Below are 21089 nucleotides of genomic sequence, written 5' to 3'. Positions count from 1 at the left end.
GGATCCGCGCCGTCACGGATCGTTTCGCGCCCCAGGATGCCCCCACCCGGACGATCGATCATCGATACTTGGCGGTAACGTGCACGATCGGAGCAGGCGCCGAACCCGGAGGTCTGCCAGAGCCGGAAACCAGCGAAGGGGACGATGTGACCGACATCGAGCGCATCGGAGTCGTGGGCTGCGGCCAGATGGGTGCGGGCATCGCCGAGGTGTGCGCCCGCGCGGGACTGGACGTGAAGGTCGCCGAGACCACCGGCGAGGCACTGGAGATCGGCCGTACCCGGCTGTACAACTCCCTGGCCAAGGCCGCCGAGCGCGGCAAGATCACCGAGGAGGAGCGGGACGCCACGCTGGCGCGCCTCAGCTTCACCACCGACCTCGGCGAGTTCGCCGACCGCGATCTGGTGATCGAGGCGGTCGTCGAGAACGAGCAGGTGAAGACGGAGATCTTCCAGGTGCTCGACCAGGTGCTGACCCGCGCGGACGCGATCCTGGCCTCCAACACCTCCTCCATCCCACTGGTGAAGCTGGCGGTCGCCACCTCCCGTCCCGACCACGTGGTCGGCATCCACTTCTTCAACCCGGCCCCGGTGCAGCAGCTGGTCGAGCTGATCCCGGCGCTCACCACCTCCGAGGGCACGCTCGGCCGCGCCCAGCTCTTCGCCGAGAAGGTGCTCGGCAAGCACGCCATCCGCGCCCAGGACCGCTCCGGGTTCGTCGTCAACGCGCTGCTGGTGCCCTATCTGCTGTCCGCGATCCGGATGTTCGAGTCCGGCATCGCGAGCCGCGAGGACATCGACAACGGCATGGAGATGGGCTGCGCCCACCCGATGGGCCCGCTGAAGCTGTCCGACCTGATCGGTCTGGACACCATCGTCTCCATCGCCAACTCGATGTACGCCGAGTACAAGGAGCCGCTGTACGCCGCTCCCCCGCTGCTCCAGCGCATGGTCGAGGCGGGCCGGCTCGGCCGGAAGACCGGCTCGGGCTTCTACACCTACGGCTGATTACCGTCCGCTACACCTGTGGGCCCGGCACCAATTTCGGTGCCGGGCCCATCTGTTTCACACACCGTGTGTACGCCGGGCACGCATATGCCCTTCGCACACGCTCCCCACGCGCCCACCAGGCGAGTTGACTCCTCATGCGCATGCAAGGGATGCGGAACAACCAGATTCGACTACGGAAAGGAGTGGACCCGTGACCGCCGATCCGGAGCATCCCGTGGTCCATGGAGAACTCGCAGAGTTACGGCGCCGCCTCGACGTGGCGTACGCCCGAGTCGAGGGAGGACTCGCCCTGCTCAGTCATCGCACCGAGGAGACCGCCAAGGAACTGGACGAGCTGCACACACGCATGAGTTCGCTGGAACACGCACGCTGGCCGCTGCCCTCGGTCGCCGCACTCACGGCTCTGGGAGCACTGGTCGTGACGGTCTGGCAGACGCTGGCCCACTAGCCATCCGCGAGCCTCATGTGATGCAGCAGGAGTAACGCGGCCGCCATGTTGGCGGCCGGGACCTCCCCTCGGGCGATCAGGTCGGGGACGACTTTGAGAGGGACCCATTCCCGGCGGTCCGACTCGAAGTCGTCCACGGGGTGTCCGACGTACTGGCCCCGGTCGGACCAGTAGATGTGGTGCCGGGCGTCGGTGAGGCCGTTGGACGGCTCCACGCTCATCAGGTGGGACAGGGGCCCCGGCCGCCAGCCGGTCTCCTCCTCCAGTTCCCTGGCGGCCGCGCTCGCGATGTCCTCGCCGTCCTCCACCACACCCGCGGCCAGTTCCCAGCCCCAGCTGTCGGTGATGAACCGGTGGCGCCACAGGAGCAGGACTTCGTTGGCCTCGTTGACCACCGTGGCGACGGCGACCGGCCGCAGCCGGATCAGGAAGTGGTCGAGGTGCCGGCCGTCCGGCAGCTCGACATCTGCGAGGTTGACGCTGAACCAGCGGTTTTCATACACAGTTTGTTCGTTCTGTTTCGTCCACTGCACGGTTCTGCCACCTTCCGACGAGTAAGTGGCAATATCGCAGCAGGGACTCTCCAGGCCTACAGCGCAGACCCCGGCCCGGGGCTACAGCGGTACGCGCAGTGCGCCGTCGATGAGTTCGGCGGCCTCGGCGGTTCCGGCCGAGCCGCAGTTCACCAGGTGCTCGCGTACCGCGCGGAGTCTGTCGCGCAGCCGCTGGGACTCCATCCCGCGGGCCTGCTCGGCCATCTGCGCGGCGGTGACCACCGCCTTGTCGGCGTTGCCCTGACGCAGCTCGATCGTGCTGAGCATGGCGAGCCGGTGCACCCGGCCCCGGTCGTGGGCCGGGTTGTCGACCGCGGCCGCAGCGTGCTCCTGCGCGGCGGCGAGTTCACCGAGGCTGAGCAGCGCCTCGGCCACCTGGACGTTGACCAGACCGGGCTGGACATAGCCGGTCTCGTCGGGCTCGTACCCGCGCCGGATGCGGTCGGCGGCCGTCTCGGCCCGGCGGATGCAGGACAGGGCACTGCTGCTGTCGCCGAGATGGGCGTACGCCTTGGCCTGCATCGCGTACAGGTCGGAGGCGAGCGCCGGGGTGATGTGCTTGCCGGCGGCGCGCAGCGCGGCCTCGGCGAAGGCGACGGCCTGCCGGTACTCCTTCATGAACAGGGCCTGGTTGACCAGCAGCGCGATCACGTACGCACCAAGTCCGCGGTCCCCGCTGGCCTTTGCCAGCCTGAGCGCCTGGTGGAAGTAGCGCTGGGCGAGACCGTGCGCGTCGGAGTCGTACGCGCAGATGCCCGCGATCGCCACCAACCCTCCGGTGGCCCGATGCAGTTGTCGGCCGGTGGCGTCCGTGTAGCTGCCGCGCAGCAGCGGAGCAGCCTCGGCGTTGAGGAACCCGACGATGCGGGTACGGGTCGCCATGCCGCCGGCCTTGCGGTACATCTGCTCGTAGTGGGCGCGGGCGGCCCGCAGCATCTCGATGTCTCCCGCGGTGACCCGGTGCCGGCCACCCCGGGAGACGTCCACGTCCTCGGGCGGGTTCTCCCACTCCCACACCGGCATGACCGCCGGGGTGCCGGTGACCGCGGGAGCGCCGAGCACATGCGGGCGCTGCTGTTCGTCGGAGCGCCACAGGGCGGTGGCGCGCTCCACGAACCCGGAGAGCGAACCGGTGTGCGGGGTGCTGGGCTCGCCGGGGACCCCGAGTCCGATGTCGTCCAGGGTGACCGGCCGGCGCAGTCGTCCGGCGAGCACCTCACAGATCAGGTCGGGCACCTGGCCGCGCGGCCGCTGCCCCTTCAACCACCGCGCCACAGCGGTGTGTTCGTAGCGGAGCGCGAGGCCCCGTCGTCGGCCCGCCTGGTTGACGTGGGCGGCGAGACCGGCGTGCGAGATCCCCGCCTCGTCCAGGATCGCGTCGAGCAGAGTGTTGGGCTGCATGGAGTGCCCCCCGAGTGGCCTGGTGCCGTCAGCGTAGTGCGTCCGCTTTCACACGGGGTGTGAACGGAGTGCGCGCATCCGCAGTGTGTGCACGCTGTTGCGGAGCGTGTTCTGCCGGTTGACTGAGAGTCCTCGCAAGAGGCTGGCCAAGCCGCCGGCTCCCCCTCAGAAAGCGGCGGCTTGGCCTCTGGCGGTGCGGCTCGGCTGCTAGCGGTGTGTTGTCGGCTGCGGGTGCGTGGGGGCCGATCGCGCAGTTCCCCGCGCCCCTGGGGGGTGAGACCTCGCTCTGTCCCGGTCGTTCCGCAGGACCAGTACCGCCACGTCGTCCGTGGGTCTGCCGGCCGTGTGGTCCATGAGGGCCGTGAAGATCGTACGGAGAACCGTCTGCGGCGTCACCGGATGGTCGCATACGGCCTCGCCCAGCACTGTGCGGAGAGAGAAGAAGCGGCCGTGGGCATCTCTGGCGTCCTCCGCTCCGTCGGTGAACAGCACCAGCGACTCTCCGGGAAGCAAGTACCCGCACGGTTGCGGCTCCAGCTCTGCCGGGAGCGGGAACGTGCCCAGGGGCGGGAGCGGTTCGGCGCTCGTGAGGGGCTCCACCCGGGTGCCGCTGAGCAGGTACGGCCACGGGTGACCGCAGTTGAGGGCGCGGACCTCACCGTCCCGGGCGATCTCCAGGAGCAGGATGGTGACGAACTCCTCGGCGACCGGCGGGCCGGGGTCCTGCCCGTTCGCCGGGTGGTCGGCACGGGACCGCTCACGCAGGTGACGGGCGTGCGCCCGCTCCAACCGCCGCAGCACATGGCTGAGTTCGGCCTCGTCATGGGCGGCCTCACGGAAGCTGCCGAGCACGGCGGCGACGGTCCCGAGAGCGGCGAGTCCATGACCGCGTACGTCGCCCATGACCACGCGGACTCCGTACTCGGTGGCGACGGCCTCGTACAGATCACCGCCGATGGCCGCGCCGCGGTCGGCGGACAGCTGGGCCGCCGCCAGGTTCAGCCCGTCGAGGCGGGGCGGCAGGGGCCGTAGCAGCACGCTCTGGGCGGCTCCGGCGACCCGGCGCGCCTGCCTCAGTTCGCGCAGCAGGGCATGGCGGACATGGAATATCAGTCCGGTACCGACGGCGAAGAACACGGCGCTGGTGACGATGCGCGCGCCGAGCCCGTGCTGCTGGGCGAGCGGGCAGCCGAACTTGTACGTGACCGCCATGGCTCCCCAGACCGTGGGCAGTACGGCCCCCCGCGTGGTGGGTGCCCGTGCCTTGATGCGGATCATGCCTCTGGTCCCCCATGTGGGCCCTGACAGAGCAGACGGACCGACCCCGAAAGGCCGGTCCGATTCTGTCGAGATGCACGGCCCGGAAGGACCAGATCCCTCCCGATTCCCACCCGAACGAGTGAGAACCCGCAGGCCAACCCGCATTTATGCAGCCAGCGGCGGGGTCAATCACCCAGGGGCGCGGGGCTGTGTTCCCTGTGCGGCTCCGCAATGTGGGCGCGGCCGGCCACGGACAACCCGCGGCCGGCCGACACCGGAACCTCTTACGGCGATCAGCCCCGAAGCACAGCTCCGGTCCGCTCACCGGCAAGGGCGACAGCAGCGTCCCGAGCAGCAGACGCCTCGTCCACGGTCAGCGTCCGATCCCCCGCACGGAACCGCAGCGCATAGGCGAGGGACTTCTTCCCCTCACCCAGCTGCTCGGCGTTCTCGTACACATCGAACAGCCGAATGGACTCGAGCAGCTCACCCGCACCCGAACGCAGCGCCGCCTCGACCTCCGCGGTCGGCACCGGCTTGTCGACCACGAGGGCGACATCCTGCGTGGCGACCGGGAAGGACGAGATGGACGGCGCCTGCGGGGCACCGTCGCCCACCGCCTCCAGCGCGTCCAGGTTCAGCTCCATCGCGCAGGTGCGCTCGGGCAGGCTCAGCGCCTTGGTGACCCGCGGGTGCAGCTCACCCGCGTGGCCCACGACCTGCTCCGTGCCGTCGGCGACGACGACCAGCTCGGCGCAGCGGCCGGGATGCCAGGGACCGTACTGCCCCTTGCGCACGACCAGTTCCGCACCGGCCTCACGCGCGACGGCGCGTGCCGCCTCGACCGCGTCGGCCCAGCCGGCCGGACGGCCACCGCCCCACCAGCCGGCCTGCTCGCGAGCGCCCGTGAGGACGACGGCCACGTGTCGCGGCTGGTCGGGCAGCGCGGCGTTCAGCTCCGCGATCTCCTCGATGGTGGGACGCCGGTCCACGGGCAGGTGCCCGGCGACGCGCCGCTCCTCGCGGGGCAGGAAGACCAGACCCGTCTCGAAGAGCGCCAGGTCGTGCGAGCCCCGGCCGCCGTTGCGCCGCAGGGCACCCAGCAGGCCCGGCAGCAGGGTCGTACGGAGCGCGGGCTCCTCGTCGTTGAGCGGGTTGACCAGCTTCACGACGCGGCGGGCCGGGTCGTCGGCCTCCAGGCCGAGCTGGTCGAAGACCTGCTCGCCGACGAACGGGTAGTTCGGCGCCTCGACGTAGCCCGCGCCGGCCAGCGCGCGGCCGACCCGGCGGTGCAGCCGCTGGCGGTGGGTCAGGCCACGGCCCGAGGGGAGCTTGGGCAGCGTGGAGGGCAGGTCCTCGTAGCCCTCCAGGCGGATGACCTCTTCGGCCAGGTCGTTCGGCTCGAGGAGGTCGGGCCGCCAGGACGGGACGGTGACGATCAGCTCGTCCTGCCCGTAGACGTCGCAACCGACCTCCTGGAGGCGGCGCACGACCGTCTCACGGCCGTAGTCGACGCCCGCGACCTTGTCCGGGTGGTTGGCCGGGACGGTGATGGTGTGCGGAGCGGAGGGAGCGACGACCTCGGTGACGCCGGCCTCGGCGGTCCCGCCCGCGAGCAGCACCAGCAGGTCCACCGTGCGCTGGGCGGCGGCGGCCGCGGCCTGCGGGTCGACGCCGCGCTCGAAGCGGCGGGACGCCTCGGACAGCAGCTTGTGCCGACGGGCCGTCCGCGCGATCGCCACCTCGTCGAAGTGGGCCGCCTCGATGACCACGTCGGACGTGGCGTTCTCGAGGTCGTCGTGGTCGGCGATCTCCGTGTTGGCGCCGCCCATGACACCGGCGAGGCCGATCGGGCCGCGCTCGTCGATGATGACGAGGTCCTCGGCGTGCAGCTTGCGCTCGACGCCGTCGAGGGTGACGAGCTTCTCGCCCTCCTCGGCCCGGCGCACGCCGATCGTGCCCTGGACCAGCTTCCGGTCGTAGGCGTGCAGCGGCTGGCCCAGCTCCATCATCACGTAGTTCGTGACGTCGACGGCGAGCGAGATCGGGCGCATACCGACCTTCTGCAGCCGGCGCTGCAGCCAGATCGGGGAGCGCGCCTCGGGGCTCAGACCGGTGACGGTGCGGGCGGTGAAGCGGTCGCAGCCGGCCGGGTCGGAGACCTGCACCGGGTAGCCGAACGCGTTCGGGCCGGGGACGTCGAGCAGCGCCGGGTCACGCAGCGGCAGGCCGTAGGCGATGGCGGTCTCACGGGCGACGCCGCGGATGGACAGGCAGTCGCCGCGGTTGGCGGTGACGGCGATGTCGAGGACCTCGTCGACCAGTTCCAGCAGCTCGACGGCGTCCTTGCCGACCTCGGTCTCCGGCGGCAGCACGATGATGCCGTGGCTGCCGTCGTCGCCCATGCCCAGCTCTTCGCCGGAGCAGATCATGCCGTGGGACGTCTTGCCGTACGTCTTGCGCGCGGCGATCGAGAAGCCGCCCGGCAGCGTGGCGCCGGGGAGGACCACGACGACCTTGTCGCCGACGGCGAAGTTGCGGGCGCCGCAGACGATCTCCTGCGGCTCGCCGGTGCCGTTGGCCTGGCCGACGTCGACGGTGCAGAAGCGGATCGGCTTCTTGAAGCCCTCCAGCTCCTCGATGGTCAGCACCTGACCGACGACCAGCGGACCCTTGAGGTCGGCGCCGAGCTGCTCGACGGTCTCGACCTCCAGACCTGCCGAAATGAGCTTGGCCTGGACGTCACGGCCGGTCTCCGTCGCCGGCAGGTCGACGTACTCCCGCAGCCAAGAAAGCGGGATCCGCATCAGATCTCCATCCCGAACGGCCGGGTGAACCGGACGTCACCCTCGACCATGTCTCGCATGTCTTCGACGTTGTGGCGGAACATCAGCATCCGCTCGATGCCGAACCCGAAGGCGAAGCCGCTGTACTTCTCCGGGTCGACGCCGCAGGCGGCCAGCACCTTGGGGTTGACCATGCCGCAGCCGCCGAGCTCGATCCAGCCCTCGCTGGAGCAGGTGCGGCAGGGCCGGTCCGGGTTGCCGACGGACTCGCCCTTGCAGACGTAGCAGAGCATGTCCATCTCGGCGCTCGGCTCGGTGAACGGGAAGAAGTTCGGCCGCAGCCGGGTCTTCATGCCCTCGCCGAACAGCGACTGGACCATGTGGTCCAGGGTGCCCTTGAGGTCGGCCATGGTCAGGCCCTCGTCGACGGCGAGCAGCTCGACCTGGTGGAAGACCGGCGTGTGGGTGGCGTCCAGCTCGTCGGTGCGGTACACGCGGCCCGGGCAGATCACGTAGACCGGCAGCTCGCGGTCGAGCAGGGAACGGATCTGGACGGGCGAGGTGTGGGTGCGCAGCACGACACCGGACTCGGAGCCGCCGTCGGGGCCCTCGATGAAGAAGGTGTCGGCCTCGCCGCGGGCCGGGTGGTCCGGGCCGATGTTCAGGGCGTCGAAGTTGAACCACTCCGCCTCGACCTGCGGGCCCTCGGCGACCTCGTAGCCCATGGCCACGAAGATGTCCTCGATCCGCTCGGAGAGCGTGGTCAGGGGGTGCCGGGCGCCGGCCGGGACGCGGTCGAAGGGGAGCGTGACATCCACGTCCTCCTCGACCAGCACGCGGGCGTCGCGGTCGGCCTCCAGCTCGCCCTGGCGGGCGGCGAGGGCCTTGTTCACGGCGCCGCGGGCCATGCCGACGCGCTTGCCGGCCTCGGCCTTGGCGTGCGGGGGCAGGGCGCCGATCTCGCGGTTGGCGAGGGCCAGCGGGGAGGCGGGGCCGGTGTGAGCGACCTTGGCCTCGTGGAGCGCGTCGAGGGAGTCCGCGGCGGCGAAGGCGGCGAGCGCCTCGTCCCGCATGCGCTCGATCTCTTCCGGTTTCAACGCCTCGACCTCGACAGGGTCGTACGACTTATTGGGTGCGGACATCTCTTCCCGTGCTTCCGATTGGCTGGCGGATGGTCCCCGTCACCGACTCGCGAGGGCCGCGTGAAGGACACAAAGGTGCCAAAGGCCGAGTCTAACGGGGTGGGGGTGAACGAATGGCCCGTGGGCCGCTAGGCGAGATACGCCGGGGCTGCCACGGGCAAGGTAAATCGGAACTCGGCGCCGCCATCGGTGGCGCGGCCGACCGTGATGAGGCCGCCGTGGGCCTCGACGATGCCCTTGACGATGTACAGCCCCAGCCCGGTGCCGCCGCGCTTGCTGCCCCGCCAGAAGCGGGTGAAGACGCGGTTCATGGATTCCTCCGGGATGCCGGGCCCCTCGTCGCTCACCGTGACCGACGTGCCGGTTTCCTCGCCTTCGCGCGGGGATGCCGAGGGCGTCACATCAATGGTGACGGTTCCCTCGCCGTGCCGCACGGCATTTTCCAGCAGGTTGCTGAGCACCTGGTCGACCTTGTCGGGGTCGGCCCACAGGGCGGGCAGCGGCTGCTCGATGCGCAGCAGGAAGCGGTCGGCGGGCTGCCCGGCGGCGACGTAGGCCTGGATGTGCCGGCCGACGGCCGCGCCTATGTCCACGGGCTGGCGCCTGACCTCCAGCCGCCCGCTGTCGATGCGGGAGATGTCCAGCAGCTCGGCGATGAGCCGGGTGACGCGGTCGGCGTCGGCGTCGACGGTCTCCAGCATCAGTCGTTTCTGGTCGTCGGTGAAGCGTTCCCACTTGGCGAGGAGCGTGGCGGTGAAGCCCTTCACGGAGGTCAACGGGGAGCGCAGCTCGTGGGCGACGGTGGCGATCAGCTCGGCGTGGCTGCGCTCGGTGCGGCGGCGGGCCTCGGTGTCCCGCAGGCAGACGACGACGCGGTGGACGGCCCCGAGGGGTTCGGCGCGCACGTACCGGGCCGAGACCAGCACCTCCCGCCCGCCGGGCAGCAGCAGGTTGCGCTCGGGCTGCCGTACCCGGATGGCGAGACCGCCGTAGGGGTCGGTGAGCTGCCACCAGCGCCTGCCCTCCAGGTCCTCCAGGGGCAGGGCCTTGTCCAGCTGCTGTCCGAGGGCGTCGGCGGCAGGCACGGCGGTGATGCGCTCGGCGGCGGCGTTGAAGCAGATCACCCGGCCGTGGTCGTCGGCGACGACCAGGCCGTCGGGCAGCTGGTCGGGGTCGATGCCGAGGTCGGTCCCGTCGCCGTGCCGGGGCGCGGGTGTGCGGCGCACGTCCCGCCCGTCCGGCGCAGTGCTGGTGCCGACCACACTCATCCCCGTACCCCACCTCTCAGCCGGCGCAGGGCCCCGAGCTGGCCACCCTACTAGCTCTCGGTGACGGAGCGGCACCCTCCGGAGGCGCGCTGTGCACGGGCCGACGCATAGAGACATACGGCGGCGGCCGTGGCGAGGTTCAGGCTCTCGGCCTTCCCGTGGATGGGGACGCGGACGACGGCGTCGGCGAGGTCGCGGGTCTCCTCCGGGAGCCCCCAGGCCTCGTTGCCGAACACCCAGGCGGTGGGTCCGCCCATCGTGCCCTTGTCCAGTTCCTCGTCCAGGTCGCGGTCACCGGCTCCGTCGGCGGCGAGGATCCGCACACCGGCGTCCTTCAGCCCCGCCACGGCGTGCTCGACGGGTACGCCGACGGCGACCGGCAGATGGAACAGGGAGCCCACGGAGGCGCGTACGGCCTTGGGGTTGTACAGGTCGACGGAGGCGTCGGTGAGGACGACGGCCTCGGCGCCGGCGGCGTCGGCGCAGCGCAGCACGGTGCCGGCGTTGCCCGGGTCGCGCACGTGCGCGAGCACGGCGACGAGCTTGGGCCGGGCGGCGAGGACGTCCTCGAAGGGGGTGTCCAGGAACCGGCAGACACCGACCAGTCCCTGTGGGGTGACGGTGGTGGAGATGTCGGCGATGACCTCTTCGGAGGCGAGGTGCACCCGGGCGCCGGCGCCGCGGGCCTCTCCGATGATGTCGGCGTACCGCTCCGCGGCCTCCACGGTGGCGAACAGCTCGACGAGGGTCGCCTGCCCGCCGGCCCGATGCCCGGCGGCCTCCCGCACGGCCTGCGGCCCCTCGGCGAGGAACAGCCGGTCCTTACCCCGGAAGTTCCGCTTGGCGAGCCGCCGGGCGGCGCTCACACGGGCGGACCGGGGGGAGATCAGCTCGGGGCTGACGGGGGGCATGAAAGTCACCTCTGCTTCGAAACACAAGCGGACCCGCAGGCTTCCGCAGCCTGCGGGTCCCTTCAGTCACGTCCGGCCCGGAGCCGACGCGGCGTCACGCAGCCTTGGGGGCGTTCACGTCCGCCGGCAGCGCCTTCTGGGCGACCTCGACGAGGGCGGCGAAGGCACCCGCGTCGTTGACGGCCAGCTCGGCGAGGATCTTGCGGTCTACCTCGACGTTCGCGGCCTTCAGACCCTGGATGAAGCGGTTGTACGTGATGCCGTTGGCGCGGGCAGCGGCGTTGATGCGCTGGATCCACAGCTGACGGAAGTCGCCCTTGCGCTTCTTGCGGTCGTTGTAGTTGTAGACCAGCGAGTGGGTGACCTGCTCCTTGGCCTTGCGGTACAGGCGCGAACGCTGACCGCGGTAGCCGGAGGCCTGCTCGAGGATCGCCCGGCGCTTCTTGTGGGCGTTGACTGCCCGCTTGACGCGTGCCACTTGTTAACTCCTTGTAGCGGGGTCGTGGGGGTACTCACACGACCCGGAAACGATTGGGTCCCGGTCCAGACGCACGGCGCTCAGACGGCGCCGCGACGTCACTTGCCGAGAAGCTTCTTGATCTTCGCGGCGTCGCCCGGGGCCATCTCGGCGTTGCCGGTGAGGCGACGCGTCACGCGGGACGACTTGTGCTCGAGCAGGTGGCGCTTGCCGGCGCGCTCGCGGAGCACCTTGCCGGAGCCGGTGATCTTGAAGCGCTTGCTGGCACCGCTGTGCGACTTGTTCTTCGGCATAGCGCCGTTATCTCCTCGTCGGTGGCGCTCCGATGCCCGGTCGTGAAACCGGGCACGGTGGAGCGTCGCTCTTGTGTCGATTACTTCCTGGGGACTCACGCCCCCCGGGATCACGCCTCGGCGGATGCCTCGGCAGGGGCCTCGGCCGGAGCCTCGGCGATCTCGGCGTCCTCGAGGTCCGCGGCGTTCTGCGAACGGCCCGGGTTGGCCTTCGCCTCGGCCTTGCGAGCCTCCTGCGCCTGACGCGCCTCGGCCATCGCCTCGGTCTTCTTCTTGTGCGGACCGAGAACCATGATCATGTTGCGGCCGTCCTGCTTCGGGTTCGACTCGACGAAACCGAGGTCCTGGACGTCCTCCGCCAGCCGCTGCAGCAGTCGGTAGCCGAGCTCCGGCCGGGACTGCTCGCGACCACGGAACATGATCGTGATCTTGACCTTGTCGCCCTGCTTGAGGAACCGGACGACGTGACCCTTCTTGGTGTCATAGTCGTGCGGGTCGATCTTCGGCCGGAGCTTCATCTCCTTGATGACCGTGTGCGCCTGGTTCTTGCGCGCCTCACGGGCCTTCATGGCCGACTCGTACTTGAACTTCCCGTAGTCCATGAGCTTGCAGACGGGCGGACGGGCGTTCGCCGCGACCTCGACCAGGTCCAGGTCGTACTCCTGCGCAAGCTCCAGTGCCTTCGCCAGCGGGACGATGCCCACCTGCTCGCCACTGGGACCGACAAGTCGCACCTCGGGAACGCGAATCCGGTCGTTGATGCGGGGCTCGGCGCTGATGGATCCTCCTCGGTAGCACCACACGGCGGTCTGGCGGACAGCCGCGTATGTCTCTTTTCGTTAGACCTAACCGCGCCGAAGCACAAAAAATGCCCCGGACGATCACAGGCGGGGCTCCAACAACAACCGGAGCACCGCCGCGATGACCGCGGGGCGCACATCGGGCGGCTCCATCGTCCGTACGGAACGATGGTGGCCGCCTGACCGGATGACCCGCCGTCCCTCAGGACGGTCGGGTGGGAGATCGGAGCCTCCACTTGTTGGCTGGGCACAGTCATGTCCAGCCGGTCGCTGACCAGATTAGCAGGATCGCTTGACAAGGGCTAATTGAGGCCGGGTGGGGCTGATGAAGACACCCTCCCGTCCTCGCCTATCGTGTGGGGCATGAGTGAGACCCCTCCTGAGAACACCGACTTCGACGCGATGACCCGGGACATCGCCGAGGTCCCCGCCGTCGAGGTGATCGTGACGGTCGCCGTCAACCTGATGAGCGCCGCCGCCGTGAAGCTCGGGCTCAGCGAGGAGGGCGACAAGTACAAGGACCTGGACGAGGCCCGCAAGCTGATCACCGGTCTCGCCGGTCTGCTGGACGCGAGCGCGACCGAGATCAGCTCCTTCCACGCGGCCCCGCTGCGGGACGGCCTGAAGTCGCTGCAGCTGGCGTTCCGCGAGGCGTCGATCGTCCCGGACGAGCCGGGCCAGGGTCCGGGCGAGAAGTACACCGGACCGGTCTACGGCTAGACCGGCCACGGCTGACAGATCTTCTTACGCCGACTCACCCCGTACGACGACTCATCCCCGCACGAACAAGGGCTCGCCCGGAGGCGTGGTCCCGGCCGGCAGCAGTGCCAGGTCGAGGCCGCGCACCAGGCGGGCCCGCAGTGTTTCGTCGGCGGCCAGCCGCTCGGCGACCGCGCGGGCGGCCTCGGCGGGTGCGGCGGCCGGGTCGAGGACGAGGGCGAGGGTGCCGTCGGCCCGGCCGGACCCGAGGTGCGCGCGCAGGACGGCGGGCTCGGCGGCCACGGCGGCGCGGACGGCCTCGACGACGGCCGGGTCGGCGAGCGGGTCGGTGCTGGTCCGGCCCTCGGCGAGGGCGAGCAGTGCGGGGCCGGTCAGTTCGAAGGGCACCGGTCCGGCCAGGTCCAGGACGACCGTGTCCGCCTTCTCGTGCACGGCGGCCTGCAGCGCCTGGTGCAGGGGTACGGCGACCGGGCGGGCCGCCGGGTCCCAGCGGGCCAGGGAGTCGGTGGAGGTGAAGGCGGGCAGGGCGGTGCGGTCGCCGGCCTTCAGCGTGGGGACGGCCATGTCGCTGGTCTTCTCGCGGCGCAGCCCGTTCTCGTCCTCCTCGACCTCGCCGAGCACGGCCACCACGGGCACGAGCAGCCGGGCGCCCTCGAGCGCCTCCAGGACGGGGCCGACGGCGGTGCGGTCCTCGGCCCAGGCGGCGAGCGCGGCGCTCAGCCGGGGGTCGGCGGAGCCGTCGTCGTCGGAGAAGCCGGGGTCGGGAATGTTCTTGTTCGCCACGGTCACCGACCCTATCGGGGGGAAGCTGCTGGGCTTGTGCGGGGCCGGAAACCGGGCCGTCACCGACCTCACAGGAAACTCAGCATTCCCTGACGCAGATCTAACGTCGGTCTAACGGAGCGCACAGTCCCCGCCCCGAGCATCGCCGGCATGGAGTCCCCCAGAGCCAGTCGCCGTCGCCGTGCCCGCCGCTCCCGCCGCCCTCTTCTCTTCACCGCGCTCGCCGTGGTCGCCGTCAGCGGGGTCACGGCGGGCGGCACCGTCTATGTGAAGGCGCGGGCGCACTCCGGTGCCGGGGCCGTATCGTCGGCGGGGTCGCCGTCGGCCTCCTCCTCGGTCACGGCGGGCGAGGAGGCATCGGTGGAACCCGCGTCGTCGCCGTCGGCCGTCGACCGGAAGGCGCTGCTGGCCAAGGCCATGACCGCGGTGAGCGTGCCGTCCGGCGCGGAGGTGTCGGCGGCGGTGCTGGAACTGGACTCCGGGGAGAGTGCCGGGTACGGCGAGGCCGCCTTCGACACGGCCAGCATCGTCAAGGTGGACATCCTGGCGACGCTGCTGCTGCAGGCGCAGGAGGCCGGGCGGCATCTGACGGCTTCCGAGAAGGCCTACGCCACGAAGATGATCGAGAACAGTGACAACGCCTCCGCGACGGCCCTGTGGCACACGATCGGGGGGGCGGACGGGCTGGACGCGGCGAACGAGCGGTTCGGTCTGTCGGCGACCTCGGGTGGTGACGGTGAGCTGTGGGGGCTGACCCAGACCACGGCGTCCGATCAACTGGTGTTGCTGCAGCAGGTGTTCGGGGAGGAGTCGGTGCTGAGCGCGGCCTCGCGGACCTATGTGCAGGGGCTGATGAAGGGTGTGGAGGCCGACCAGCAGTGGGGGGTGTCGGCTGCGGCCGTGGGGTCCTCGTGGGCTTTGAAGAACGGGTGGCTGGCGCGCAGTACGACCGGACTGTGGGACGTCAACAGCATCGGTCGGGTGACGGTGGACGGCTCCGACTACCTGGTCGCCGTCTTGTCCAAGGGGACGGTGAGTCAGGCGAAGGGGATCGCGTTGGTGGAGGCCGCCGCCAGGGCGACGGTGTCCTCGTTCGCCTCGTCCTAGGAGGTCGTCCTGCGGTTTCTCCACAGGACCACGGCCGCCACCAGCAGGACTCCGCCGATGCTGCCTGCCAGGGGGCCCGCCCAGTCGGAGGTGGACGTGGCGGACCTGGGGGTGTCCGGGCCGGAGCCGAAGTACTTCTTGTCGTACGACGCCGGGTGCAGGCCCTTCGGCTTGAGCTCGGCCGCTGCCTCGAGGGCTGCCGCGGGGTCGATCATGCCGAAGCCCCGGGAGTCGTCGCGGCCGCCCACCGGGGCGTCCCGGGCCGTGTCCTCGAGGAGCTTCTTGATCTGGGGCGGGGTCAGAGTCGGGTGGGCCGCCTTGATCAGGGCCGCGGCGCCCGAGACGAAGGCGGAGGCGGCCGAGGTGCCCCAGCCTTCGTAGTACTTGTGGTCGGGGTCGGCGATCACGACGTTCACGCCGGGCGCGCTGACCGCGGCGTACCAGCGGCGGGTGGAGAAGGAGGCGCGCGTGCCGTACTTGTCCACGGCGGTGGCGGCGATGACACCCGGGTAGGCGGCCGGGTAGGAGACGTGGTCGCCCTTGTCGCCGCCGTTGCCCGCGGAGGCCACGACGACCACGCCCTTCTTCAGGGCGTACTGCACGGCCTCGTCCTCGCTGGGCTCCGGGTGGGCGGAGTTGGAGTCGTCGCCCAGGGAGAGGTTGATGACGTCGGCGCCGTGGTCGGCGGCCCAGCGGATGCCGTCGGCGAGGGCGTTGCCGCGGGTGGTGCGGGCCTTGGCGCGGGCCGGGTCGCCGTCCTCGAGGATGACCCGCACGGGCAGGATCTTCGCCTCGGGAGCGACGCCCATGACGCCCTCGGCGTTGCCGGGCCCGTGGCCGTGCCCGGCGATGATGCCGGCCATGGCGGTGCCGTGCCGGGCCCAGGCGCGGTCGCCCGGCCCGGAGCCGAAGCCGATCATGTCCTTGGTGGACAGGACGTTGCCGTCCAGGTCCGGGTGGTCGGCCTCGACCCCGGTGTCCAGGACGGCGACGGTGACGCCCTTGCCCTTGGTGGTACGCCAGGCCTTGTCGAGGTGGAGGGCGGACAGGCCCCACTGCTGGGCGCGGATGCTGTCGGCGTGGGCCGCGGCGGACGGCAGCAGGACGAGCGCGCCGGTGAGCAGGAGGCTCACCGCCGACCCGGTCACTCGCACGCGGCGGTGGCCGCGCGTCGGTCGCCTCATGACGGTTTCTCCGTGGCCGAGCTGACGGTCTGACGCAGCCGCCGTTCGACGCGGTCGGCCAGGCCCTGGGCCTCGTTGCCGAGACCGGCCTGGGCGGGTGCCGAGGTGGCGCCGGAGCGGAGGGCGTCCGCGGCGGGCTGGGGCGAGTCGACGGTACGTCCGTCGGCCCAGCCGGAGACGGAGTAGGCGACGACGGGGGCGTCGGTGAGGACGGAGAGGGTCCAGCTGGCGCGCTGCTTGTCGCCGAAGCCGGCAGCGGCGCTGCCCTTGGCGGCGAACGGCCGGGGCATCAGGTCGCTGCGGCGGTCCAGGTGCTCGTCGCGGAAGCGGGCGGCGAGCGAGGACATGGCGGCGGAGTCGCCCTTGGTGAAGAGCAGGCCGACGGTGGTGACGTAGGTCTGGGTGGCGTCGGTGTAGGTGGCGCGCAGGAGCCGCTGGCAGCCGACGGGGGCGAGCGCCTTGTGCAGCAGCGGGTCGAAGGCGTCGGCGCACTTGGTGTCCGGGGCGACGGCGATCCGCGTCCAGGTCCGGTCGGCACCGCCGGGGCCGGCACCGGTGCCCTGGAGGGTGGGCGGGAAGAGCCGGTCGACGGGCACGCTGTGCCACAGCGTCGCGGCCGCGACGAACCCGTTCCCGGCCGGGCCGTCCCCACCGTCCCCGGTGAGCCAACTCCCGGTCACGGCGCCGCCGATGAGGCCGAGCCCGAGGACCAGGCAGGCTGCGGCAGCGGCGGTCCGGGGACCTACTCGCACGCCCAGCGGCCACGCCCGCATCCGCTCGTCGTACCCCTCGGGCTCCCCGAACGACACGACGGGCCGAGCGGCGGCCCCGGCACTCCAGGAGAGCGCCGGGTCCGGCGAGGCCGACGGAGGGCTCACCGGGTGCGCGGGATCGTTCGGACTCCAGGCACTCCGGAGGTCACGCGCCGGGGGCCTGGGCGGTGGCAGCGGGGAGGTCGGGCCGGCGCCGACAGGGGCCTGCGCGGAGGCGGGACGGCCGGCGGCAGGGGTGGCCGCGGAACCCGCACGGCCGGAAACGGACTCCCCGGGTCGACCGGCGGCCGGCGCGGCTGCAGAACCCGCACGGCCCGAAGCCGGCCCTTCCGGACGGCCGACAGTCGGCGTGGCCGCGGAACCCGCACGGCCCGCAGCAGACTCCCCGGGACCACCGGCGAACGGCACGGACACAGAACCCGCACCACCCGAAGCAGACTCCCCCGGACGACCGGCGGACGGCGTGGCTGCGGGGCCAGGCCGCTGCGGCTCGGCCGCCGACCGGATCGGCCGCAGCGGGGCCGTCGTCTCCGAGAAGGACTCCGCGGGCGCTGCGGGACGGCGGGGCGGCGTGCCCGCGGACGGCGTCGCCGCAAAATCGGCACGGCCGGCAGCGGACTCCTCCGGACGGCCGACAGTCGGCGTGGCCGCGGAACCCGCACGGCCGGGAACGAACTCCCCCGGACCACCGGCGAACGGCACGGACACAGAACCCGCACCACCCGAAGCAGACCCCTCCGGACGACCGACGGACGGCGCAGCCCCGGAACCCGCACGGCCCGCAGCAGACTCCCCGGGACCACCGGCGAACGGCACGGACGCGGAACCCGCACGGCCGGAAGCAGGCTCCCCCGGGCGGCCCGCGGTCGGCGTGGGCGCGGGGCCGGGGCGCTGTGGCTCGGTCGACGGGCGGATCGGGCGGAGCCGGGTCGTCGTCTCCGTCAGGGACTCCGCGGGTGCTCCCGGGCGGGGCGGCCTGGTCGTCGCGGCGCGTTCGGCGCGTGCCTTGCGGCCCGTGCTCGGTGCCGCGTCGGGGAGGCGGCCCGCGCTCGGCGGGGCGTCGGGGAAGCGGGCCGAGGCGGGGGGTGGCGGCGGGCTCACCAGGTCGGGGGCCTCGGGCACGGCGGAGGGCCGGAAGGCGGCGAAGCGGGTGTGGCCCGCGCCGGGCGCCTGCCCCGGGCGGTCGGGCGGTTCCTCACCCGGCGTCCGCGTGGTCGCGCTCCGCGTGCCGCGGGGTGCGAAGACGGAGGGCTCTTCGTCGAGGTCCTCGGAGCCCGGTGCGGCCGGGATCGGCGCCGGCCCGGCGGAAAACGTCCGGTGCCCGGCCGGTTCGCGGGCGCCCGTCGGCGCGCCTGCGGGCGTGGCCGGTGACGGGGGTTCGGGAGTGGGGCCGGGAGGCGGATTCGTCGGGCGCGGCGGTACGGGGGCGCGGCGCGCTTCCGTGCTCATGCACCCCCCGTTTCCTCGTGCCCGGGCCGTTTCCTCGTACGCGGGCCGTCGTGCTCCTCGGCCGCGCCCGGTGCGGAGACTCCGTTCGGGCACGCATACCCGTACGGCTGGACCGGCATCCCGGTTCAGGTGAAGTGGCCGGGCACGTTCCGCCGTACGTGCGCGTCACTCTACGGGTTGTCCGGGAGAGAAAGAGAACCAGTCCCACGAGGCCGGGGCATCTGCCCGGAACGTCCCCCTACCCTGCGGTAATCCTGTCTGGCAGGCTTCCGTCATGACTGCGCCTGCCGCTGATCGGGCCCGTTACGACCGGGCCACCGCCCATCTCGACGCCCCGCTGGCGATCGTGGACCTGGACGCCTTCGACGCCAACGCGGACGATCTGGTCCGCCGTGCCGCAGGAAAACCGGTCCGGGTCGCGAGCAAGTCGGTTCGCTGCCGGGCCCTGCTGGAACGTGTCCTGGCCAGGGACGGATTCCAGGGCATCATGTCGTTCACCCTCGCCGAGTCGCTGTGGCTCGCGCGTTCCGGGTTCGACGACATCCTGCTGGCCTATCCGTCCGCGGACCGCTCCGGTTTCGCGGAACTGGCCGCCGATCCCAAGCTCGCGGGCGCCGTCACCGTGATGATCGACGACGTCGCCCACCTCGATCTCATCGACGCGGCCCGCGACGGCGGGCGTGAAGTGGTGCGGGTCTGCCTGGAGTTGGACACCTCGCTGAAGCTGCTGGGCGGCCGGGTCCGGGTGGGGGCGCTGCGTTCGCCGCTGCACTCACCCGCCCAACTCGCCGAGCTGGCCCGGGCCGTGGCCCGGCGGCCGGGCTTCGAGCTGGTGGGGATCATGGCGTACGAGGGACACATCGCCGGGGTCGGGGACTCCGTGACGGGACGGCCGTTCCGGTCGCGGGCGATCCGGCTGATGCAGGCCACCGCGAAGCGTGAGCTGGTCGAGCGGCGCGCCGCCGTGGTGCGGGCGGTGCGGGCCGTGGCGCCCGGCCTGGAGTTCGTCAACGGTGGCGGCACGGGCAGTGTGCAGCACACCGCCGCCGAGGACGCGGTCACGGAGATCGCGGCGGGGTCCGGCCTGTACGTGCCGCGGCTCTTCGACAACTACACGTCCTTCAGCGGCCGTCCGGCCGCCCTGTTCGCCCAGCCCGTCGTACGGCGGCCGGGCGTGGGTGTCGTGACCGTGCTCGGCGGCGGCTACCCGGCCTCCGGCGCGGCCGGTCCCGACCGGCTGCCGGTGCCGTACCTGCCGGAGGGGCTCAGGTACGACCCGCAGGAGGGCCCCGGCGAGGTGCAGACGCCGCTGCTGGGCTCGCCCGCCGACGATCTGCTCATCGGCGACAAGGTGTGGTTCCGGCACGCCAAGGCGGGTGAGCTGTGCGAGCGGTTCGACGTGCTGCACCTGATCGAGGGGGACGCGGTGACGGCGGCCGTGCCCACCTATCGGGGTGAGGGGCAGACCTTCCTCTGAGCGCCGTTCAGTAGACCGTGTCGGCCCGGTCCGGCAGCACCGAGCCGTCGGCGCGCCGGAGCGGTCCGAGCGTGCCGTCGGGGCGGGTGCGGGCGGTGGTCGCGCACGGGTACGGCTGCGGCCGGCGCGGCAGCGGGGCGATGAACATGGGGTTCACCAGCCAGCGGCCGTCGGCGTCGTCGTACGCCCGGCACATCAGCTCCGGCTTGTTGCGGTTGATCACGAGGTGGGCTGCGGTGGCGTCCCCGACGAAGGTGACGTCGGTGTCGGCGTCACCGGCCGCGAGCGCGGGCCTCCGTTTCCAGGGCTGTTGTTTCCAGGCCACGGCGCCCCGGACGCCGAAGATCTCCTGGTTGATCCAGCAGCGCTTGCCGTCGATGTACGGGATCACCGCGCCCCGGTTCGCCGGGACGCCGCCGCAGCCCTCGTTCCACACGGTGATCCGGCCCCGGCGGTCCAGGACCGGGCGGATGGCGACGGTGTGGGCCGCGTCGACGCCGACCGCCCGGGACCAGACCTCGGTGACGGGTTCCGCGCCCGCCGAGACGACGTACACCTCGAAACCGGCTCGCCGCAGGGTGCGGATCAGGTCGCGCTGCTGGTCGTAGTAGCGGACGTAGGCGGGGACCGTGCGGGTGCCCAGGGTGCGGGTCGCGCCGACGGGGGCGGTCAGGGCCTCGCGGCGGGCGGACCTTGCGTAGGAGGCCAGTTCGGCGGGGGTGCGGCCGGCGAAGAGCTGGGGGACCCAGGCGTACTGCGGGACCGTGCGCCGGTGGTTCCAGCGGCCGGCGAAGGCGAGGGCGCCGCTGGTCGTGGTGCCGGTCTCGCGGATCCGTACGATCTCGTCCGTGCAGTGGGGGCGGGTCGAGCTGCGCAGGGGCGTGCCCGCGCCGGTGCCGCAGGCGGCCGTGAGGGTGCGGTCGGCGGCGTCGGTCAGCCAGGCGCTGGTGTCCTTCCAGCGGGCGGGGCGCAGGAGCCGGTCGTGGCGCAGGGCCCAGGAGAGGGTGGCGTCGGTGACGTCGTTCTTGGTGACCGTGTTGTCCCAGTCGAACGTGGCGACCGCGCCCCGGCGACCGGAGCAGATGCCGTAGGCGTCGATGACCTGCTGGAGGTGGGCTCGGTTGGCGCCGTACCAAGTGCTGGTCAGCCGGGGGCAGTTGTGAGCGGCTGCCGGCCGTGCGGTGGGCGCGGCCGCCAGGACGGCGGCCGCTGCCAGGGTCCACGCGAGATGCTGTCGCATACGCG

At 71.9% G+C, this 21089-nt stretch carries 19 protein-coding genes; 5 read left to right on the top strand and 14 right to left on the bottom strand.

Translation table 11 applies throughout. The features are described from left to right. The first annotated feature begins 146 nt into the window (after window positions 1–146). Window positions 147–1007 (top strand): 3-hydroxybutyryl-CoA dehydrogenase, encoded by an 861-nt coding sequence (locus ACIRVH_RS12525; RefSeq protein WP_403951460.1) that lies wholly within the window; start codon window positions 147–149, stop codon window positions 1005–1007. A gap of 193 nt (window positions 1008–1200) precedes the next feature. After that, entirely contained in the window at window positions 1201–1458 is a 258-nt protein-coding gene (locus ACIRVH_RS12520) for a hypothetical protein (protein WP_145881316.1), read from the top strand. Here the strand turns inward: ACIRVH_RS12520 and ACIRVH_RS12515 are convergent. The 10 genes from ACIRVH_RS12515 to infC all read right to left on the bottom strand — a co-directional run bounded on the left by ACIRVH_RS12515 (window position 1455) and on the right by infC (window position 12354). Beyond that, entirely contained in the window at window positions 1455–1991 is a 537-nt protein-coding gene (locus tag ACIRVH_RS12515) for an NUDIX hydrolase (RefSeq protein WP_403951458.1), read from the bottom strand. The two genes, ACIRVH_RS12520 and ACIRVH_RS12515, sit on opposite strands and share 4 nt — an antisense overlap. Before the next feature lie 81 nt (window positions 1992–2072). After that, window positions 2073–3413, bottom strand: a complete 1341-nt coding sequence (locus ACIRVH_RS12510; RefSeq protein WP_403951456.1) for a transcriptional regulator — start codon at window positions 3411–3413, stop codon at window positions 2073–2075. A gap of 207 nt (window positions 3414–3620) precedes the next feature. Continuing rightward, entirely contained in the window at window positions 3621–4691 is a 1071-nt protein-coding gene (locus tag ACIRVH_RS12505) for a PP2C family protein-serine/threonine phosphatase (RefSeq protein WP_403951454.1), read from the bottom strand. A 275-nt stretch (window positions 4692–4966) separates the two neighbouring features. Continuing rightward, window positions 4967–7480 (bottom strand): phenylalanine--tRNA ligase subunit beta, encoded by a 2514-nt coding sequence (gene pheT, locus ACIRVH_RS12500; protein ID WP_403951451.1) that lies wholly within the window; start codon window positions 7478–7480, stop codon window positions 4967–4969. After that, a complete protein-coding gene (gene pheS, locus ACIRVH_RS12495) occupies window positions 7480–8601 on the bottom strand; it encodes a phenylalanine--tRNA ligase subunit alpha (RefSeq protein WP_403951449.1) in 1122 nt (373 codons plus the stop codon). The genes pheT and pheS overlap by 1 nt, the downstream gene beginning before the upstream one ends. Before the next feature lie 128 nt (window positions 8602–8729). Beyond that, window positions 8730–9869: an ATP-binding protein gene (locus ACIRVH_RS12490; RefSeq protein WP_403951446.1), complete on the bottom strand. Its 1140-nt coding sequence runs from the start codon at window positions 9867–9869 to the stop codon at window positions 8730–8732. A gap of 50 nt (window positions 9870–9919) precedes the next feature. Next, window positions 9920–10780 carry a TrmH family RNA methyltransferase gene (locus tag ACIRVH_RS12485; RefSeq protein ID WP_403951443.1) on the bottom strand — a complete coding sequence of 287 codons (861 nt, stop codon included), beginning with the start codon at window positions 10778–10780 and terminating at the stop codon, window positions 9920–9922. A gap of 94 nt (window positions 10781–10874) precedes the next feature. Further along, window positions 10875–11258, bottom strand: a complete 384-nt coding sequence (rplT, locus tag ACIRVH_RS12480; protein WP_055492778.1) for a 50S ribosomal protein L20 — start codon at window positions 11256–11258, stop codon at window positions 10875–10877. Between the two features lie 98 nt (window positions 11259–11356). Next, window positions 11357–11551 carry a 50S ribosomal protein L35 gene (gene rpmI, locus ACIRVH_RS12475; RefSeq protein ID WP_003977225.1) on the bottom strand — a complete coding sequence of 65 codons (195 nt, stop codon included), beginning with the start codon at window positions 11549–11551 and terminating at the stop codon, window positions 11357–11359. Between the two features lie 110 nt (window positions 11552–11661). Continuing rightward, complete coding sequence (gene infC / locus ACIRVH_RS12470) at window positions 11662–12354, bottom strand: translation initiation factor IF-3 (protein WP_356143832.1); 693 nt, start codon at window positions 12352–12354, stop codon at window positions 11662–11664. Window positions 12355–12714: 360 nt separating this feature from the next. Between infC and ACIRVH_RS12465 the strand changes: the two genes are divergently transcribed. Then, window positions 12715–13071, top strand: a complete 357-nt coding sequence (locus ACIRVH_RS12465) for a DUF1844 domain-containing protein (RefSeq protein WP_145881329.1) — start codon at window positions 12715–12717, stop codon at window positions 13069–13071. A gap of 51 nt (window positions 13072–13122) precedes the next feature. On the opposite strand, the gene ACIRVH_RS12460 is transcribed toward ACIRVH_RS12465, so the two are convergent. Continuing rightward, the gene (locus tag ACIRVH_RS12460) at window positions 13123–13854 is read right to left on the bottom strand and encodes an SseB family protein (RefSeq protein ID WP_403951439.1); all 732 of its coding nucleotides are present in this window, start codon (window positions 13852–13854) and stop codon (window positions 13123–13125) included. A 150-nt stretch (window positions 13855–14004) separates the two neighbouring features. Here ACIRVH_RS12460 and ACIRVH_RS12455 point away from each other — a divergent pair, with 150 nt between their 5' ends. Continuing rightward, a complete protein-coding gene (locus tag ACIRVH_RS12455) occupies window positions 14005–14961 on the top strand; it encodes a serine hydrolase (RefSeq protein WP_403951437.1) in 957 nt (318 codons plus the stop codon). Here the strand turns inward: ACIRVH_RS12455 and mycP are convergent. After that, window positions 14958–16145 (bottom strand): type VII secretion-associated serine protease mycosin, encoded by a 1188-nt coding sequence (mycP, locus tag ACIRVH_RS12450; RefSeq protein WP_403951434.1) that lies wholly within the window; start codon window positions 16143–16145, stop codon window positions 14958–14960. The two genes, ACIRVH_RS12455 and mycP, sit on opposite strands and share 4 nt — an antisense overlap. Further along, a complete protein-coding gene (locus ACIRVH_RS12445; protein ID WP_403951431.1) occupies window positions 16142–17023 on the bottom strand; it encodes a hypothetical protein in 882 nt (293 codons plus the stop codon). The genes mycP and ACIRVH_RS12445 overlap by 4 nt, the downstream gene beginning before the upstream one ends. 1618 nt (window positions 17024–18641) lie before the next feature. On the opposite strand from ACIRVH_RS12445, the gene ACIRVH_RS12440 reads away from it, so the two are divergent. Next, a complete protein-coding gene (locus ACIRVH_RS12440; RefSeq protein WP_403951429.1) occupies window positions 18642–19844 on the top strand; it encodes an amino acid deaminase/aldolase in 1203 nt (400 codons plus the stop codon). Between the two features lie 7 nt (window positions 19845–19851). Here the strand turns inward: ACIRVH_RS12440 and ACIRVH_RS12435 are convergent, their stop codons facing one another. Next, window positions 19852–21084 (bottom strand): haloacid dehalogenase-like hydrolase, encoded by a 1233-nt coding sequence (locus ACIRVH_RS12435; RefSeq protein WP_403951427.1) that lies wholly within the window; start codon window positions 21082–21084, stop codon window positions 19852–19854. Between the last annotated feature and the right edge of the window lie 5 nt (window positions 21085–21089).

The organism is Streptomyces sp. NPDC101165 (assembly GCF_044768135.1).
Taxonomy (GTDB): Bacteria; Actinomycetota; Actinomycetes; order Streptomycetales; family Streptomycetaceae; genus Streptomyces.
Note: the sequence above shows the minus strand (reverse complement) of the source record. Positions and strands in the feature narration are given on the sequence as shown.